The sequence below is a fragment of the Vreelandella halophila genome (assembly GCF_009856365.1).
Lineage (GTDB): Bacteria > Pseudomonadota > Gammaproteobacteria > Pseudomonadales > Oleiphilaceae > Halospina > Halospina utahensis_B.
In genome coordinates this window covers 29374-45753 of record NZ_WMEX01000002.1, presented here as the reverse complement: position 1 = coordinate 45753, position 16380 = coordinate 29374, and the positions used below count along the sequence as shown (strand labels likewise).

23 protein-coding genes are annotated in these 16380 nt (G+C 62.9%); 12 read left to right on the top strand and 11 right to left on the bottom strand.

Annotation, left to right across the window (positions count from 1 at the left end; genetic code table 11):
- Nucleotides 1-35: 35 nt before the first annotated feature.
- Genes GLW01_RS03525 through GLW01_RS03515 form a run of 3 tightly spaced genes read left to right on the top strand, consistent with a single transcriptional unit; the run spans nucleotide 36 to nucleotide 3213 of the window.
- The gene (locus GLW01_RS03525; protein WP_160898159.1) at nucleotides 36-1775 is read left to right on the top strand and encodes a potassium/proton antiporter; all 1740 of its coding nucleotides are present in this window, start codon (nucleotides 36-38) and stop codon (nucleotides 1773-1775) included.
- A complete protein-coding gene (locus GLW01_RS03520) occupies nucleotides 1775-2239 on the top strand; it encodes a cupin domain-containing protein (RefSeq protein WP_160898158.1) in 465 nt (154 codons plus the stop codon). Before GLW01_RS03525 ends, GLW01_RS03520 begins: the two co-directional genes overlap by 1 nt.
- Nucleotides 2236-3213: a CobW family GTP-binding protein gene (locus GLW01_RS03515; RefSeq protein ID WP_160898157.1), complete on the top strand. Its 978-nt coding sequence runs from the start codon at nucleotides 2236-2238 to the stop codon at nucleotides 3211-3213. The genes GLW01_RS03520 and GLW01_RS03515 overlap by 4 nt, the downstream gene beginning before the upstream one ends.
- Here the strand turns inward: GLW01_RS03515 and GLW01_RS03510 are convergent.
- From GLW01_RS03510 to GLW01_RS03500, 3 genes are read right to left on the bottom strand one after another with little or no spacing between them, the layout of a single operon-like run.
- A complete protein-coding gene (locus tag GLW01_RS03510) occupies nucleotides 3199-3843 on the bottom strand; it encodes an OmpA/MotB family protein (protein WP_160898156.1) in 645 nt (214 codons plus the stop codon). The genes GLW01_RS03515 and GLW01_RS03510 overlap by 15 nt on opposite strands.
- Nucleotides 3840-4697, bottom strand: a complete 858-nt coding sequence (locus tag GLW01_RS03505; protein WP_160898155.1) for a motility protein A — start codon at nucleotides 4695-4697, stop codon at nucleotides 3840-3842. Before GLW01_RS03505 ends, GLW01_RS03510 begins: the two co-directional genes overlap by 4 nt.
- Nucleotides 4698-4730: 33 nt before the next feature.
- The gene (locus tag GLW01_RS03500; RefSeq protein ID WP_160898154.1) at nucleotides 4731-5837 is read right to left on the bottom strand and encodes a GGDEF domain-containing protein; all 1107 of its coding nucleotides are present in this window, start codon (nucleotides 5835-5837) and stop codon (nucleotides 4731-4733) included.
- 174 nt (nucleotides 5838-6011) lie between these two features.
- Between GLW01_RS03500 and GLW01_RS03495 the strand changes: the two genes are divergently transcribed.
- The 4 genes from GLW01_RS03495 (at nucleotide 6012) to GLW01_RS03480 (ending at nucleotide 8763) form a co-directional block, all read left to right on the top strand.
- The gene (locus tag GLW01_RS03495; protein WP_151440219.1) at nucleotides 6012-6635 is read left to right on the top strand and encodes a YbhB/YbcL family Raf kinase inhibitor-like protein; all 624 of its coding nucleotides are present in this window, start codon (nucleotides 6012-6014) and stop codon (nucleotides 6633-6635) included.
- Complete coding sequence (locus GLW01_RS03490; protein WP_160898153.1) at nucleotides 6635-7771, top strand: iron-containing alcohol dehydrogenase; 1137 nt, start codon at nucleotides 6635-6637, stop codon at nucleotides 7769-7771. Before GLW01_RS03495 ends, GLW01_RS03490 begins: the two co-directional genes overlap by 1 nt.
- On the top strand, nucleotides 7771-8205 hold the full coding sequence (locus GLW01_RS03485) for an acyl-CoA thioesterase (RefSeq protein WP_095616063.1): 435 nt from the start codon (nucleotides 7771-7773) through the stop codon (nucleotides 8203-8205). Before GLW01_RS03490 ends, GLW01_RS03485 begins: the two co-directional genes overlap by 1 nt.
- Before the next feature lie 111 nt (nucleotides 8206-8316).
- The gene (locus GLW01_RS03480; protein WP_095616062.1) at nucleotides 8317-8763 is read left to right on the top strand and encodes a thioesterase domain-containing protein; all 447 of its coding nucleotides are present in this window, start codon (nucleotides 8317-8319) and stop codon (nucleotides 8761-8763) included.
- On the opposite strand, the gene GLW01_RS03475 is transcribed toward GLW01_RS03480, so the two are convergent.
- The gene (locus GLW01_RS03475) at nucleotides 8760-9659 is read right to left on the bottom strand and encodes a haloalkane dehalogenase (RefSeq protein ID WP_151440222.1); all 900 of its coding nucleotides are present in this window, start codon (nucleotides 9657-9659) and stop codon (nucleotides 8760-8762) included. The genes GLW01_RS03480 and GLW01_RS03475 overlap by 4 nt on opposite strands.
- Nucleotides 9656-10318: a 5,6-dimethylbenzimidazole synthase gene (gene bluB / locus GLW01_RS03470; RefSeq protein ID WP_160898152.1), complete on the bottom strand. Its 663-nt coding sequence runs from the start codon at nucleotides 10316-10318 to the stop codon at nucleotides 9656-9658. Before bluB ends, GLW01_RS03475 begins: the two co-directional genes overlap by 4 nt.
- A gap of 79 nt (nucleotides 10319-10397) precedes the next feature.
- Here bluB and GLW01_RS03465 point away from each other — a divergent pair, with 79 nt between their 5' ends.
- Together GLW01_RS03465 and GLW01_RS03460 are read left to right on the top strand one after the other, a co-directional pair.
- Nucleotides 10398-10604 carry a DUF2905 domain-containing protein gene (locus tag GLW01_RS03465; RefSeq protein WP_151440224.1) on the top strand — a complete coding sequence of 69 codons (207 nt, stop codon included), beginning with the start codon at nucleotides 10398-10400 and terminating at the stop codon, nucleotides 10602-10604.
- 76 nt (nucleotides 10605-10680) lie between these two features.
- Nucleotides 10681-11217, top strand: a complete 537-nt coding sequence (locus GLW01_RS03460; protein WP_151440225.1) for a macro domain-containing protein — start codon at nucleotides 10681-10683, stop codon at nucleotides 11215-11217.
- On the opposite strand, the gene GLW01_RS03455 is transcribed toward GLW01_RS03460, so the two are convergent.
- The 5 genes from GLW01_RS03455 to GLW01_RS15475 form a co-directional block, all read right to left on the bottom strand.
- A complete protein-coding gene (locus GLW01_RS03455; protein WP_340162433.1) occupies nucleotides 11207-11893 on the bottom strand; it encodes a substrate-binding periplasmic protein in 687 nt (228 codons plus the stop codon). The genes GLW01_RS03460 and GLW01_RS03455 overlap by 11 nt on opposite strands.
- 98 nt (nucleotides 11894-11991) lie before the next feature.
- A complete protein-coding gene (nrtS, locus tag GLW01_RS03450) occupies nucleotides 11992-12285 on the bottom strand; it encodes a nitrate/nitrite transporter NrtS (RefSeq protein ID WP_160898150.1) in 294 nt (97 codons plus the stop codon).
- 13 nt (nucleotides 12286-12298) lie between these two features.
- Nucleotides 12299-12721 (bottom strand): hypothetical protein, encoded by a 423-nt coding sequence (locus GLW01_RS03445; protein ID WP_160898149.1) that lies wholly within the window; start codon nucleotides 12719-12721, stop codon nucleotides 12299-12301.
- 21 nt (nucleotides 12722-12742) lie between these two features.
- A complete protein-coding gene (locus tag GLW01_RS03440) occupies nucleotides 12743-13516 on the bottom strand; it encodes a DUF6969 family protein (protein WP_160898148.1) in 774 nt (257 codons plus the stop codon).
- A 54-nt stretch (nucleotides 13517-13570) separates the two neighbouring features.
- Entirely contained in the window at nucleotides 13571-13993 is a 423-nt protein-coding gene (locus GLW01_RS15475) for a cytochrome c peroxidase (RefSeq protein ID WP_202405553.1), read from the bottom strand.
- Between the two features lie 592 nt (nucleotides 13994-14585).
- On the opposite strand from GLW01_RS15475, the gene GLW01_RS15830 reads away from it, so the two are divergent.
- The 3 genes from GLW01_RS15830 to GLW01_RS03425 are packed head-to-tail and all read left to right on the top strand — an operon-like array spanning nucleotide 14586 to nucleotide 16043.
- Complete coding sequence (locus GLW01_RS15830; protein WP_202405552.1) at nucleotides 14586-14774, top strand: hypothetical protein; 189 nt, start codon at nucleotides 14586-14588, stop codon at nucleotides 14772-14774.
- 16 nt (nucleotides 14775-14790) lie between these two features.
- A complete protein-coding gene (locus GLW01_RS15825) occupies nucleotides 14791-15183 on the top strand; it encodes an EAL domain-containing protein (protein ID WP_202405551.1) in 393 nt (130 codons plus the stop codon).
- Nucleotides 15180-16043: a DUF547 domain-containing protein gene (locus GLW01_RS03425; RefSeq protein ID WP_202405550.1), complete on the top strand. Its 864-nt coding sequence runs from the start codon at nucleotides 15180-15182 to the stop codon at nucleotides 16041-16043. Before GLW01_RS15825 ends, GLW01_RS03425 begins: the two co-directional genes overlap by 4 nt.
- A 36-nt stretch (nucleotides 16044-16079) precedes the next feature.
- Here the strand turns inward: GLW01_RS03425 and GLW01_RS03420 are convergent, their stop codons facing one another.
- Entirely contained in the window at nucleotides 16080-16340 is a 261-nt protein-coding gene (locus GLW01_RS03420; RefSeq protein WP_160898146.1) for a zf-HC2 domain-containing protein, read from the bottom strand.
- Between the last annotated feature and the right edge of the window lie 40 nt (nucleotides 16341-16380).

Sequence of the window (16380 nt, the reverse complement as noted above, 5' to 3'; positions counted from 1 at the left end):
AAAGCCGGGTAAAAAAACAGTCCGGGGAGGACCGATTGACCACCGACCTTCTTCTGTTCATTGGCCTGCTGCTCAGCCTGAGTATCCTGCTCAGTCCGCTGTCGAGCCGGATCGGCATGCCGGTGCTGCTGCTGTTTCTGGCCATCGGCATGCTTGCCGGAGAAGACGGACCGGGGGGGCTGCCGTTCAATGATTTCGGAACCGGTTTTCTGGTAGGCAACCTGGCCCTGGCTATCATACTGCTCGACGGTGGCCTGAGAACGCGGCGCGAGAGCTTCCGGGTAGGGCTGAAACCGGCGCTCAGCCTGGCCACCGTGGGGGTGGCGATCACCGCCGGACTGACAGGGTTGGCTGCATTCTGGCTGTTCGACCTGCCGCTGGCCGTGGCGCTGCTGATGGGGGCGATTGTATCCTCGACGGACGCGGCCGCCGTATTCTCCCTGCTCCAGGGGCGTGGTCTGCATCTGAATGACCGCGTCAGTGCCACCCTGGAGATCGAATCCGGCAGCAACGACCCCATGGCCATCTTCCTGACCCTGGTGCTGCTGTCGTTCATCCAGAGCAGCGGTCAGACACCGCTGCTCGAAAGCCTCTGGCTTCTCGTCCAGCAGTTCGGGCTGGGCGTGGCGGGTGGCCTGCTGGGAGGGCGGCTGCTGGCTGCTCTGATCAACCGGGTACAGCTGGTACCGGCCTTCTACCCGTTGCTGGTGGCTTCCGGTGGCCTGGTGGTGTTTGCCGGCATCAACAGTCTGGGCGGGAGCGGGTTCCTGGCGATCTATCTCAGTGGCGTGGTGCTGGGCAATCGGCGGATCCGTATGCTGCCGGCAGTGCTGCAGATGCACGACGGGCTCGCGTGGCTGGCCCAGATGGCACTGTTCCTGATTCTGGGGCTGCTGGTCACGCCGTCCGAACTGGTGGACCTGCTGATTCCAGGGCTGGTCGTTGCCGCGGTGCTGATCCTGCTGGCCAGGCCCATAGCCGTGCTGGCAACACTCTGGCCCTTCGGCTTCCATGCGCGGGAGAAAGTGTTCATCAGCTGGGTCGGGCTGCGTGGCGCGGTGCCTATTGTTCTGGCGCTGTTCCCGGTCATGGCCGGCATCGAGCATGCGCACCTGCTGTTCAACGTGGCGTTCTGCGTGGTGCTGGTGTCATTGCTGGTCCAGGGGACAACCCTGGCGCCCCTGGCCCATCGCCTGCGTCTCGAGGTGCCCTCGGGCCAGGAGCCGCGGCGCCGGCTGCCACTGGATCTGCCCGGCTCCGGCGACCATGAGCTGATGGTCTTTGAGCTGACCGGCGAGCGGTGGCGGGAACCGCTGCCGTTCAGTGAACTGAATCTGCCCCGCCATGTGATCTGCGCTGGCGTCTTCCGTGACTCAGAACTGTTTCACCCGGGCGCGGAAACGGAACTCGCGGAGGGGGATCTGGTGGCGGTTATGGCCTCACCGGGGCAGCTGGACGAAATGAGCAAACTCTTTGATACCCATCCACGGACCAGTCCACTGGAGGATCGCCAGTTCTTCGGCGAGTTCGTTCTCAACGGCGATGCCACGGTCGGGGACGTGGAACTCTTCTATGGCATCGACATCTCCGGCTATGATCCCGGCGACACACTGTCGGAGTGCTTCCGCCGGGCGCACGGGCATCCGGTGGTGGGTGACAAGCTGCGCATGGGGCCAATCAAACTGGTGGTCAAGGCGGTTTCCGGCGATGCGGTGACCCGGGTCGGCCTGAATCTGCACAGTCGCAGCACCAACGCGCAAATCACGGAGTCATGATGGACGCAGAACACTGGAAACAGGAACTGGGGCTGGCGCCCCATCCGGAAGGCGGCTGGTATCGGCGCTTCTTTGCCAGCCCGATCAATGTGCGCACCGAGCATGGCAGTCGCCCTACCATGACGGCCATCCACTACCTGCTGGAAAAAGGCCAGTACAGCGCCTGGCACCGGCTGCGCAGCCATGAGCTCTGGCACTGGCATGCGGGCGGTCCGGTGCTGGTCCACTGCGCCGATGACAGCGGCATCGCCACCCATAAACTCGGCAGCCAGTCGGAACTGACCCTGACCATTGAGCCCAATACCTGGTTCGCCGCCGAGCCCGCGCCAGAGACCAGCTATGTGCTGGTCAGCTGTACCGTGAGCCCGGGTTTTGACTTCGAGGATTTCGAGTGGGGTGAGCCGGAGACACTGATGGCAGCGTTTCCCGAGGATGAACGGCTGATACGAAGGCTGACGCGATGAGCAGTATTCCCGCACACCTGATTCTGGGGTTCCTGGGGGTGGGCAAGAGCACCGCCATCATGGATCTGATGCAGCGGCGCCCTGAAGGCGAGCGCTGGGCCGTTCTGGTCAATGAGTTCGGGGAAGTGGGTGTGGACGGCGCCCTGATGGAATCCGGAGGGGTCGCGGTGCGCGAGGTGCCTGGCGGCTGCATGTGCTGCGTGGCCGGTCTGCCCATGCAGGTGGCCCTGAACGAGCTGATCCGGCGCGAGAAACCGGACCGGCTTCTGATCGAGCCCACCGGCCTGGGGCACCCGAGCCAGGTGATCGAAACCCTGACCGGGAGCGGTTACCAGGGGGTGCTCCACCTGGCCTCCGTGCTCTGTCTTGTGGATCCGCGGCGCCTGGCCGAGGAGCGGGTGCTCAGCAATGTCCACTTCCAGGACCAGGCGGCGGTTGCCGATGTGCTGGTGGCCAACAAGACCGACCTTTGCAGCGACGCGGATCGGGCCCGTTTCCATGAATGGGCTGCCGGGTTTGAGCCGCCCAAGGCGCTGGTAACCGAGACAGACCATGGCCGCCTGGAACTGGATTGGCTCTCCCGGGCTCACAGCGACCGTAAGGCGGGGGATCCGCACGCCCACGAGCACCATCACGGCGCGGTGCCCGCCGAAGCGCCGCCGCTTTCCGCGCAGCCATGGCAGCAGTACCTTAACAGTGGCGATGATCACTACAGCTGCGGTTGGCGAATCAGCGCGGATTACTGTTTTGATCACCGGAAGCTTGCGGCCTTCTGCCACGGCGACGACTGGCGCCGCATCAAGGGTGTGATGCGCACGGATCAGGGCTGGGTGGCGCTCAACAGAGCTGGTGATGCTTTGAGCGAGGCGGGCGTTGATCCGGCTTGGGAAAACCGGCTGGAAATCATCATGGACGAGTCTCCGGACGCGGAGGACCTGAATCAGCGCCTGAGTGCGGCCCTAGTCGGCGGATGATAGCCTCAGAAGCAGCTCCACACGGCGATTGCGTGCACGGCCCTCGGCGGTCTCATTGCTGGCCCTGGGCTCGATGTGGGCCTTGCCCACGGCCGTCATGCGTTCCGGACTGATCCCCTCTTTCTGAAAGAAACGCACAACCTGCGCCGCCCGTGCCGACGACAGCTCCCAGTTGGAGGGGTAACGATCCGTTGTGATCGGTACATCGTCCGTGTGGCCCGTGACCACAATGGGATGGGAGGACTGCTCCAGTGTCGGTACCAGCTCCGCGAGTGTATCGAGCCCCTTGTGTGAGAGCTCGGCTTGGCCTGATTCAAACAGCAGACCGCTGCTGATGCGCAGGCGGAGCCCTTCGTCGCTGCGGCTGGTCTCGATGTCGTCGCCCAGGCTGCCCTCGGGCCAGTCCGCCGGATGGGGGGAGGGCCCTTGCACTTCGGGGGCTGGTTCCGTGGTATCAGCCGCGGTCTCGGGATCTCCGTCACCGGCAAAGGTAAGCATGACCACGAACATGACCACCAGCAGCGTCATGACGTCCAGATAGACCAGCAGCCAACTCTCCTCCTCCGTGCTGTCCCTGAGCGCTATGGCCTTATGGGGCGGCGTCCGGGGCGGTGTGGTGTCCTCGCTCATGCGTCCGGATCTCCGTCGTCATCATGTTTCCGGAGGCGGTCTTTCAGTTTCGAGAACAGGCCCTGGCGCGACGAACTCCCGTTTCCGTCGCGGATCTCGTTAATGTGGTCGGCCACAAAGGAGTTCAGGGTTTCGCGCATCAGGGTCGGGCGGCGCTTGCGGAACATCATGGAGACCCCCTGCATGACCATGTGCATCACGATCATGCGCTGTTCGGTGCGCCGTTCAAGCTTCACCGCAATCGGCTTGAGCACCAGGTTGGCCAGCAGGATGCCGTAGAAGGTGGTCATCAGCGCCACGGCCAGGCTCTGGCCGATCAGCTCCATATCGCCACTTCCCAGCTGGAACATCATGTTGATCAGCCCCACCAGTGTGCCGATCATCCCGAAGGCGGGGGCGAACCCCGCCATGACACGGAACAGCTGCGCTTCCGCATGCTCCTTGGCCTGGAGCCGTGCGATCCGCCACTGCATCAGGTCGAGGACGTCCTCTTCCGGGGTCAGGTCCACCGCCAGCTGGATGCCGGTCCGCAGGAAGGGGTTGTTCACGTTCTGGAGCTCCTTTTCCACGGCCGGCATCTGACCGGTCTGGAAGAGCCGCGTGATGCGCATCAGTTCCTCGATGTCGTCCTCCGTATACAGGCGCTCGTTGCGCAGAACCGTGCCGATGAGCCGGAAGATGCTCAGCACTTCGCGGATGGGGTAGCTGATGAAGGTTGCGGCCAGCGTGCCGCCAATCACGATGCCCAGCCCCGGCAGGTTGATGAACAGGGAGGGGTCGGAGACGGCATTCAGGAAAATGGTGGCGAAAAGACCGAGCCCGCCGAGAATGCCAATGAGAGTGGAGGGGTTCATGAATGGTCCCTGTTGGATTCCGTGTGCATGTCGTTAACGGCCACCTGACCCATAACCAAAGCGCCGGCTGATGATCCGGTTCCTGCCCGTGGTCTTGGCATGGTAGAGGCGTTCATCGGCACGCTGGAGCAGCGTCTGGATGGCATCGGAGGGGCGTATCTCCGCCACCCCGAAGCTGCAGGTTACCTCGAGCGGGCGCCCGTCGGCGGTCACCGGTTGCTCGACGATCTGCTGGCGGATGCGCTGGGCGGTGGTGATGGCCTCGGATTCGGCGGTGCCGGGCAGGACCACCAGGAATTCCTCGCCGCCCCAACGGATGACCGAATCCATTTTCCGGCAGCCCGAAGTGAGCCGCGTGGCGATGGTCTGGATCACCTGATCCCCGACACCGTGGCCCAGGGTGTCGTTGATGGTCTTGAAATGGTCAATGTCGGCCAGGATAACGCTGAACGGGGTGTCGTTGCGCTGGAAGCGCGCGAACTCCCGGGCCAGCCGGTCCGTGCCCTCCCGCCGGTTGGCGAGGTTGGTCAGGGCATCATGGGTGGCGGCGTGTTCGAAGATCTCGGCCATCTGGCGCAGGCGCTCGGCATGCTGGCGCCGGGCCCGGTCCAGCAGGTAGCTGAACACCATCACAAAGGCGAGCGACGTGGCGAGTACGATCCGGAAGGGCAGCGGGTACTCGGCCACACTGAAAAGAAGTTGCCCGAGGGGAGTCAGCGCCACCACCAGGGTCAGCCAGCCCGCCACGCAGCTGATTATTCCGAATCGCGGGCTGGAGATGTAGAACACCACGGGCGGGTAAACATGGAGCCACATGACGCCGCTCCCCTGCTCCACGCCGGAGAGGGCCACAAAGACCAGCACGGCCGTGATGATGACGATGAAGCCCCAGCGCAGCTGGGCCAGGTTCTGCGTTAGCAGATGCAGCAGGAGGTTGGCGATCAGAACCCCGCCGAGGGTGGCCATGACCGTACCGAACCAGCGTGGATCAGCGGTCAGGTAGGCATTGCGCCAGGAGAAGAAAAACAGGGCCAGGGCCGCCGCCAGAGACAGTATTCGTACCAGGTGCACGATGTCGGAACGGGTCTCGGTGGATTCCGAGGCGGGATCCGGTGCTGTTGGGGGCGTGGCTTCGGCCATTACGGGTATCTTTCGCGCGAGCTGCTGACTGCCATGGAAGTGTAGTGCACACGACGGCGTTTGCACTGGGTCGTGTGCGCCGTGGAGCGCGTTACGACCATGGTGGGGGTTGCACTGGCGGGCCCAGGCAAGGCTCAATGGCATCAGTAATCCATCCCGTCAGAGGAGGTGTGCATGGACATCCAAGTCAAGGACATTAACGAGGGCCAGCCCGTTCCGGAGCACTTTGCGTTCGGCGTGTATGACCCGGACAACCACATGGCCCTGGGGCGCAATCTCAACCCCGAAGTCACCTGGTCGGGGGTACCCGAGGGCACACGCAGTTTCGTGGTCATGATCAAGGACCCGGATGTGCCCAGTGAGGCCGGCGATGTGAACCAGGAAGGCAAGACCGTTTCGAAGAAGATTCCGCGCGTGGACTTCTACCACTGGCTGCTCGTGGATGTACCGCCGACGGTGGCCCGCATCGAGGAAGGCAAGGAGTCCAACGGGGTGGTGCCCAAGGGCAAATCCCCTTCGAAGGATGCCCTGGGTAAGCGTGGCATCAATGATTACACGGACTTCCTCGCTGGCGACCCGGAGCTTGCTGGTACCTATGCCGGCTATGACGGACCCTGCCCGCCCTGGAACGACGAGATCGTGCACCACTACATCTTCACCGTGTTCGCGCTTGATGTGGAGCACCTGGACCTGGGGGATGAGTTCCGCGGTCCCGATGTGGAGAAGGCGATGGAGGGGCATATTCTGGATCAGGCGTCGGTAACGGCCACCTATACCCTGAACCCGGATCTGCGCTGATGCGTGACTTCACCTTCAACACCACGCCCTCGATCGCCATGGCGAGCGGGGGCGCCGCCAGCCTTGCCGCGTACTGTCGTGAGCGTGGGGCCCGCTCGGTGTTCATCGTGACGGACCCCGGCATCATCAAGGCGGGGCTTCTGAATGAGGCGCAGGCCGGGCTTGTCGACGAAGGGCTGGCGGTGGACTGGTTCAGCGGGGTGGAAGCGGACCCGCCGGACACCACCGTGCGGGCGGCCGCTGAGCGCGCACGGGACTGCGGCGCGGACCTGGTGGTGGGCTTCGGTGGCGGCAGCTCGATGGACGTGGCCAAGGTCGTGGCCCTGCTGGCCTCGGATGGCTGTGATCAGTCGCTGGAGGAGCTCTATGGCGTGGGCATGGCAAGCGGTCGCCGACTGCCCCTGATCCAGGTGCCCACCACCGCGGGCACGGGGTCCGAAGTGACGCCCATTGCCATCATCACCACTGGTGAGACCACCAAGTCCGGCATTGTATCGCCCCTGCTGCTGCCGGACCTGGCGCTGCTGGACCCGGACCTGACGCTGGGGCTGCCGCCGCAGGTAACGGCCGCCACGGGCATCGACGCCATGGTGCACGCCATCGAGGCCTACACCAGCGCCCATCGAAGGAACCCGGTCTCGGATGCCCTGGCGCGGGAAGCGCTGGCGCAGCTTTCCAGCAACATCGTGGAAGCCGTGCACAACGGCGAAAACCGTGACGCCCGGGCAGGCATGCTGCTGGGCGCCATGCAGGCCGGCCAGGCATTCGCCAATGCGCCGGTGGCCGCTGTGCATGCACTGGCCTACCCGCTTGGGGGCCACTTCCACATTCCCCATGGTCTCAGCAACTCCCTGGTCCTGCCCCAGGTCCTGCGCTTCAACCAGCCCGTGGCGGGCGCTCTGTATGAGGAGCTGGCACCGCTGGTGCGCAATGGTGGCGATGGGGATCTGGTCAGCCGCATGACCGCGTTGATTGAGGCGGTCGAACTGCCGCGCACACTGCGGGAGATGAGCATCAGCGAGGATTTTCTGCCGACCCTGGCCGCCGATGCCATGAAGCAGCAGCGGCTGCTGGTGAACAACCCGCGTGATGTCACCGAGGCGGATGCCCTGGCGATCTACCGGGAGGCCTTCTGATGGCCGGAGACGAGCCGCTGCCACGCGGTGCCTTCGATGCCTTCCAGACGATCACCACCCGCTGGCACGACAATGACCTCTATGGGCATGTGAACAACGTGACCTACTACGCGTGGTTTGACACAGCGGTTAACCGGTTCCTCATCGAGGATGGTGGCCTGGACATCTACAACGGACCCGTGATCGCGTATGTGGTGAGTTCCGGGTGTGAGTATTACCGCTCGGTGGCCTACCCCGAGCCGGTGGAGGTGGGCCTGCGCGTGGAGCGGCTGGGCAACAGTTCCGTGACCTGGGGCATTGGTGTTTTCGGCGGCCACGATGGCCGCCCCCTGGCCCAGGGTCGGTTTGTGCATGTGTTCGTCAACCGCGCCACGGATGAACCCACGCCCATTCCGGGGCCGCTGAGGGAGGCCATCGAGCGCCTCGGTGCATGATGCGCCTCGGGGGCTTCCCTGACCCCCGGATTCCCCCCATTCCTGTGACCGGCGTGGAGCGGTATCCTTGCGGTTCAGGTTGACGCTATGACTGGCATGCTGGAGTGACCCATGTCCCCATCCGAATTGCAGCAGTACCTGCACAAGCATATCCCCATTTCCGAAGCCATGGGCGTGTCCGTAAACGCCGCCTCGCCGGAGTCGGTTAGGGTTGAAGCGCCCCTGGAGCCGAATATCAACCACCGCGCCACGGTCTTCGGGGGCAGCGCCTCGGCCGTGGCCATCCTGTCCGCCTGGTCACTGCTGCACCTGCGGGTGCGCGACGCGGGCCTGGAAGCGCAGCTGGTGATCCAGCGCAACGCCATGGACTATGAAAGGCCCATCCACGGTGCCTTCACTGCCGAGGCGCGGCTGGCGGACCCGGAGCGCTGGGAGCGTTTCCGTAAGACCCTGGAACGCCGGGGCCGGGCCCGCATCCGTGTGGAATCAATCCTGACGTTCGCCGGTGAGCCGGCGGGCCACCTCACGGGTGAGTTCGTGGCCCTGACCCAGGGTTAGCCGTTCATGCGCGCGAGCAGCTCGTTGATGGCGCGCGCGAACGGAACGGGCGAGTCCTCCTGCAGGAAGTGCCCGCCCTTTAGGGTGACGTGGGGCTGCCCCTGGGCGCCCGGAACACGCTCCTGCATGTAGCGGTCGCCACCTTTGGTAATAGGGTCACCATTGCTGAAGGTGGTAAGGAAGGGTTTGTCCCACTGGCTGAGAACCTCCCAGGCCCGGCGGTTGGCTTCCGTTGCCGGATCGTTGGGCGATGCCGGTACCAGGGCCGGGAACGCGCGGGCCCCCGCCTTGTAGTGGCGCGAGGGGAACGGCGCCTCGTAGGCCCGGCGTTCGTCGCGGCTGAGCCGTCGGAAGCTGCCCACATCCACGATGCGCGCGGGCGGGAACACCGGCGAATAGAGCGCGAAGGTCTTCCAGAGCTGGAACGCCCTGGGCATCGCCTGGTCACCGGTTGGCAGCATGCCGTTACCCACCACGATGGCGCGGAAGCGTTCCGGGTTCTCGGCCGCGTAACGCAGGCCAAGGAGCGAGCCCCAGTCCTGGCAGACCAGGGTGATTCGCTTGAGATCCAGCTGTTCGATCAGGTTACCCAGCCAATCCATGTGGGACTGGTAGCTGTAGTCCTCGATGCGGGCAGGCTTGTCGGATTTGCCGAAGCCGATCAGGTCCGGGGCGATGACCCGGTGGCCGGCAGCGGCGCAGACCGGGATCATGTGCCGGTACAGGTAGGACCAGCTCGGTTCGCCGTGGAGCATGAGCACCGGGTCCGCATCCGCCGGGCCCTCGTCGAGGTAGTGCATCCGCAGTCCGTCCACATCCCGGTAATGGGGTTCGAACGGGTAATCGAGCAGGCGCTCGAAGCGGGATTCCGGGGTGCGCAGTATGTCCTTGCTCATGAGTCCTCCTCGGCAGCGCGGTATTGGTTTTCGGAGAGAAAGTGCTCCAGGGAGAGCCCTTCGGTCCAACCTTCGATCTCCAGCATCGGACGTTCGTAGAACGCCTCGACATGCCCGAGGCAGAGGATGGCCATGGGGTGACCTTCCTCCGGAATGGACAGGAGTTCGGCCAGCGCCCGGGGATCGAACAATGATACCCAGCCCATGCCCAGGCCTTCCGCGCGGGCGGCCAGCCACAGGTTCTGGATGGCGCAGGAGGCGGACGCCAGATCCATCTCCGGCAGCGTGCGGCGACCGAAGATGTGCCTTTCGCGGCCATCCCGCAGGGTCACCACCAGCAGTTCCCCGCAGTCGCGGATGCCCTCCACCTTCAGTTTCATGAACTCGTTGCCCCGCTCACCCAGGGCCTCCGCTGTATGCTCCCGCTCGGTGTTCACCATTTCATAGATGCGCTCGCGCAACTGCGGTTCTGTTACGCGGATGAAGTGCCAGGGCTGCATAAGTCCGACGCTGGGCGCCCTATGGGCGGCCTGGAGAACCCGCATCAGCACCTCTTCCGGGACCGGATCCGGCAGGAAATGGCGCATATCGCGGCGCTCGGCGATGCATCGATAGAGCGCCCTGCGCTCCTGGTCACTGAAGGCGTGTTGCGGTTCCATGGGCATTGAACGCTGTCGGGAAAAGCCGCAGGATAACCCAGAAGGCGCTTTCTTTCAGTGAATCCTCCGGAGGTTCGCCATGGCGCGCTGGTTCATACTGGCCGGCCTCATTCTGGTGGTGATCGGGGTGGTGCTTCACACCATGCCCTGGCTGCTCAACTGGTTTGGCCGGCTGCCCGGTGACATCCGCTACGAGAGCGGCCAGACACGCGTGTTCGTCCCCTTGACCTCGATGATCCTTGTCAGCGTGATACTGACCCTCGTTCTGAACCTCTTCTCCCGCTAGCGGCCGGTGGCTCTTTACGCACCCTGCGGAGCGCTCCAATAATGAAACGACAGTGGATTGAAAGAGGTTAGACCCGATGGGATTCCAGGCGAACGGTATTGAGGTGGAGGTGGTTCAGGGCGACATCACCGATCAGTCGGATATGGATGCGATCGTGAACGCGGCCAACGCGGAACTGCGTATGGGCGGCGGTGTTGCAGGAGCCATCCATCGGGCAGCAGGCTCGGAGCTGGATGAGGAGACCCGTCCCCTGGCGCCCATCAATACGGGCGAGGCTGTGATGACGTCTGCCCCGAACCTGCCCAACCGGTACATCATCCATTGCCTGGGTCCGGTTCACGGGGTGGACGACCCCGCTTCAACCCTGCTTGCCAGCTGCTATCAGCGGGCACTTGAGCTGGCTGAGGATGCCGGGCTGGAGTCCGTTGCTTTCCCGGCGATTTCCACGGGGGCTTTCGGCTTTCCCATGGAACAGGCCGCGGAGGTGGCGTCGCGCACGATTCTGGCCCGCTCGGGGAGCCTGCAGTCCGTCCGCCGTCTGCGCTGGGTGCTGTTCAGTGAGGAGGATCGCATTCTGCACGAAGAGGTGTTCGAGTCCGTCCTCAATGCCTGAGGGAATGGGTCTCCTCGGTCCAGGCGCCTTCGAAATCCCGGATGATGCGCCGGGCGTCCTCAGTCTTCCGTGAGAAGACCAGTGTCGTGCCCCAGGAGGTGATGGGGCTGTGTGTAATCTCCGGAAACGAGAGTTTCTCCAGCGTCTGGGTGACCGGCGCCTCAAAATCCAGCAGGTAGTCTCCGCGTTCCGCCTTCAGCATACGCAGGGCTGCCCGGTGTGTTGAGGCCTGGTCGACCTGCGTTGCTTCGGCTTCCGTCGCGGGGTCAAGCTGGTTCATGTAGGTGTACCCCCGGATCTGGATCAGGTGGCTGCCCTTCAGGTCCGTAACATCGGATACTGGCCCGGTCTCCTCAAGGTGATAGGCGTGCAGGCGTATATCGCGGAACGAGAAGTCCGGCTCCAGTGTCCACTTCGAGAGCGCGGGCACACCCTGCGACCCCAGCCATAGGTCCAGCTTCCCTTCGCGCAGATAGAGGTAGATCCGGTCAATGGGAAGGCTTCGCCATTCGATCCTGTAACCGGCTTCGCGCGCGAGGCGGTTGGTTGCCTCCATGTAGGGGCCTGCTGGCTTTCCCTGCCCGTCGGTGTACGTTAGAGGCGGGAATTCGATATAGGCGCCCTTCAGAACCGTACGCCGTCCTTCCTCACCCCATGCAGGAGCGATCACGAGCATCGTCCACGCAATGATGACAGGCAGAATGCGGTTTACGCTCAACAAAGGCACATCCATCCTTTAGGTGACTGTTTCGGGGGCAGGATAGTGCCTTACTTTCAGCCGTGCGACTGGCTTTTGTGAACGGGTGTCTCCTCTGTCCGCTGGAGATCCTTCGAAACGGATGTGTAGGTGGATACCAGGTAGGGAACCAGGAAGGTTAGAAATACCTTGGGGAGGGAGAGTTGGGCTTGGCCGAGCAACGCTTCCCACTGGTTGATGGCGACCAACAGCGTGCCGACCACCGCGGCGAGCTTAAGCGCGCGCCACGGGGTACCGTCGGTGACGGCGAGCACCAGGGCTCGCCGACACTGACGGGGCAGCCGCTGTAACCCCGACTTGCCGATGTTCATTTGGGCCTGGTCCCTACCGTTTGGCGCTACGTGCTGCATCGATGCTGAACAGAGTGTCCTGGTCCCTCAGCAGGTACAGCGCAAAGCAGGCTGCCAGCATGGGCCAGGCGGCGAAGAACAGCAGGTTGTTGAACGCATCGAGGTACTGGGCCCAGGAGGAAAGCGTGGAGACCGTGTGCAGGAGGAAGATAAGCCCATAGGTCAGCCGCCGGAAGGCACCGGCCACAAATGCCAGAACCAGAACCAGCTGGGCTACACCGAGTAGCATGAAAATGCTGGGCCCGAGACCGGACAGACCATAGAAATTCGCGAACACGCCGGCCGTGTGCTCGGGTTGCACAAGCTTATCGAGGGTCCACATGACCATCACGATGAAGACACCCAGACGCAGGGCGAGCAGTGCGATGGGCAGGCGGCCGGCTGTGGATTCAGTCATAAATCGCTCCTTTTTTGAGTGTCAGTGTGATACGTGGGATTGCTGACGCGATGGAGTATCCGCTGTCGATAGATGGCGGTTCCGCCATTCCCGGGCGAGTGCCTCCTGCCATTGGTCCGGGGTGATGGCAAGCTGCCCGGTGATTTCCAGCGACCGGTCCTCCAGGACATCGGTGTCCGGCGTCTCAAGGTGGCGGCGTGCTATTACGGCATCGCGATGGCGCAGAAGTTGTTCGATATGTGGCCTGTAAAGCCGGATCAAGGCCGAAAGCCATAGATTGACGGCCCAGGAGGGCCAGGCATGGTCCACCTGGAAGCGTTCTATCTGTCGGATGACATCCTCAGCGGAAAACCAGGTCTCGTCCGTCACCCACCGATTGGTGGCAAAAAGGCCGATTGGCTTCCCCCAGACGTCCATGGAGATCGCGACCAGGTGGGCCACGACATCCTCGCCCCGCGGCCAGGGTTGTGTTTCCTGGAACCCCGTTGCCGGGATCATGTTATCCGGAAGTGCTGAACCGCGCAGGAAGGTGTGGAAGTGCCCATGCTCGTCGGCATCGTCCCGGTGGGCGTGGTAATAATACTGGGCGTGATGGTCCGCGTCGTACACATCGCCTTCTGGGTAATGGTCCATCTCGTAGAAGGTGCCCTGGCCGCGAAGGAGTTCACCAACCACGTTGATGCCCCCCTTGGTCAGCGCCCGGGTGCAGGTGTCGAGTTCCGCGCCGGCCTCCATCAGTTCCTTCAGCGTCAGGTCGTCCAGTTCGGCGGCTCGTGGTGTTGTCAGCTCAATCATAGCGGCTAGCCTTTGTCGGTCTGAATCCGGCCCGGCCAATGGCCGGGCCGCCACTCAGTGCGCAGCCACTTCGGCGGGCCGGCGCTTCGCCGCCGGGTTTACCGAGGCGCAGGGGTTGGCCGCGCATGGATTGCAGGGATTGCACTTCTTCTTCGTGGCACATGGGTTCTTCGCTGCACAGGGATTGGCCTTCTGGTACTTCGCCTGCTCCCTCTCCATGAAGGTCTCAAGAGCCGCCAGGTCCGCTCCGCCCCACTCCAGTGGTTCTGCCTGCATGGGCTGAACCATGCAGATCTGGATCATCTCATCCAGGTGCACCTGGTCCATGCCGAACTGGTTGACGCCCATGGCGACCTGGTGTGGGTAGGATGTGGCGAAGGTGGCGTTGTAACCCGCGCCATTGGAGTGGCAGGTGGCACAGGACAGCCCATTACCGCTCAGGCTGGTGTCGTTGAACAGTTTCCGGCCCCTTTCCATCAGCTTACAGGGGTTACCGTCGTATCTGGCGTAATCCTCGGGGCGCTTGACCTTTTTCTTCGCGGCACACGGATTCCCTGTAGCGCATGGGTTCTTCGTTCCGCAGGGATTGGCTGCGCATGGATTGCAGGGGTTGCACTTCTTCATGGCGCAGGGGTTCTTGGCGGCGCACGGGTTTTTAGCAGCACAGGGGTTGGTGCCGGCGCATGGGTTCGCGCGGCAGGCGCTCTTGGCTGCGCACGGGTTGCAACGGCCCTTGCAGGGCGAGCACGCGGCGAGCGCGCCGGCACTGAAGGAGGCACTCATAATGGCGATTGGCAGGGCGGCTGCGCGGGCATAGCGGTTCAATCGCCTGCGGGCGCCTGGATTGGGTAATGCGGATGTCTGAGTCATGGTGGGTCTCCGTCTTCCGTGGTGTCTCGGTTTGTCGGGCCCTTCCGGTACCTCCGTTGGAAGGCCATCAATAGTGGGACAACGGTCCGGGGCCGGCGTTACACCTCGCGTCGCAACTATTTCGGGGGCCGGGTAACAAGATGGCTGGCGATTTGTCCCTGTTGCAGGAAACCCGCTGAATATGGGAGTTACGAGGGCAATGGCGAACAAACTACCGGCTCGCACCCTGGTTGCCTGCAGACTCTGCTGGATGGTGACAGTCGCCGTATTTGCCGGGATCGTTGTTATTGAGGCGCTCATCCTGGTTCCATCCCTGTTCAACTACGAACGGGATCTTCTGGCTTCCATGGAGCAGGCAGCCTTGGGAGGCTCGCCAGGTCTTTCTTAGTATCAGTGAGCTTGGCGTGGCCATTGCGGTGGATGATTTTGGTACGGGGTACTCCTCCCTTGCCTATCTCAAACAGTTGCCGATAAACCGGCTCAAGATCGATCGCGCTTTCGTGCGGGATCTGCCCGAGGATCAGCAGGACGCGGCGCTGTGCGCTGCCATTATAAGTCTGGGTCAGCGACTTGGGTTGGGAATCGTGGCCGAGGGTGTGGAGCATTTCGGCCAGGGCCAGTGGCTGGCCCGTGAGGGCTGCCACCTTCTTCAGGGCTTCTACTATGCCCGCCCCATGAGGGCCCCAGAGATAGGTTGCTGGGCCTCAGGCTGTAACGAAGGGGACACTGCATGGTCCGAAAGGGAGCGAGGGATTGTCGATTCCAACACGTTGTCTGATCCAAGGAGCTCCATATGAAACACCAATCACCCGCCGTGCGTATCGGCGCCATGCTGTTGGTTGCGACAGCGGCCGCCAGCGTTTCCGCCAATGACGCACCCGCGGTAAAGCACGTCTTCAACGACTATCAGACACTGCTGAACAGCTATCTGCAGGAGAAGCGCACCGCCAATGGGGGGCTCGTTTCCGCGTTCGACTACGAAGCGGCACTGGCCGATGACCAGACGGAGGGGCTGCTGGATGACCAGTCAGAGCAATTGGCGGCGTTTGATGTGTCGACCCTGGATACCCGGGAGCAGGCGCTGGCGTTCTGGAACAACGCCTATAACTTCTTCATGATCCAGCAGATCCTGACCGAACGTGGTGAGGGCGAGCTGGTCAGCTCCGTATGGGATTACGGCGGCCGCTACAATCCCTTCACGGATAATGTGTTTGAGCGTCAGATGTTTGAGATTGACGGAACGGATTACAGCCTGAACGAGATCGAGAAGGGCATCCTGTTGGGGGCGGAGTTCGAGGAAAAAGGGTGGAAAGAGGCACGCGTTCATTTCACCGTGAATTGCGCCTCGGTCGGCTGCCCGCCACTGCGGGAAAGTATCTACACCAGCGACAACATCGATGAGCTGATGACCGAAAACACCCGTCTGGCGTTCAATACCGACCGCCATCTCCGGGTGGAAGGCGACACCCTTCACCTTACGGAGCTGTTCAAGTGGTACGAGCAGGATTTTGTCGATGAGGGCGGTTCAGTCCGTGGCTTTATCAGCCAGTGGGCGGATGAGGCGATCGTGGAGAAGGTTGAGCAGACGGATTCCATCGAATACATCGACTATGACTGGTCGTTGAACCGTCCCGGGAACTTCCCCGAGTTCCGGTAACCTGCGCTTTATTGGTCCTAGGATGACGTTTACCGTTCAATCATCATTCAGGTCCTGAGCGTCAGGTTTCTCGAGTGCCTCGTCCACCGTCCGCTTAAACGTTTCAATCTGCCGGGTGTCAGGTTGCGGTGGACAATGACCGCGTATAACGGTAACAACGGCGCGGAAGTTGGCCATGAAGCGTCGGCAATGGGGGCATATGACCAGGTGCGCAACCACGGCCAGCCGCTTGCGCCAGCGGAGTCGACCGTCGACGTAGTCGCTGGCGACCAGCGTGATGTCGCGACATTTCAACATAGGTTGTCCCCGCCTTTTGGCACTTGACCTCCATTTCAGG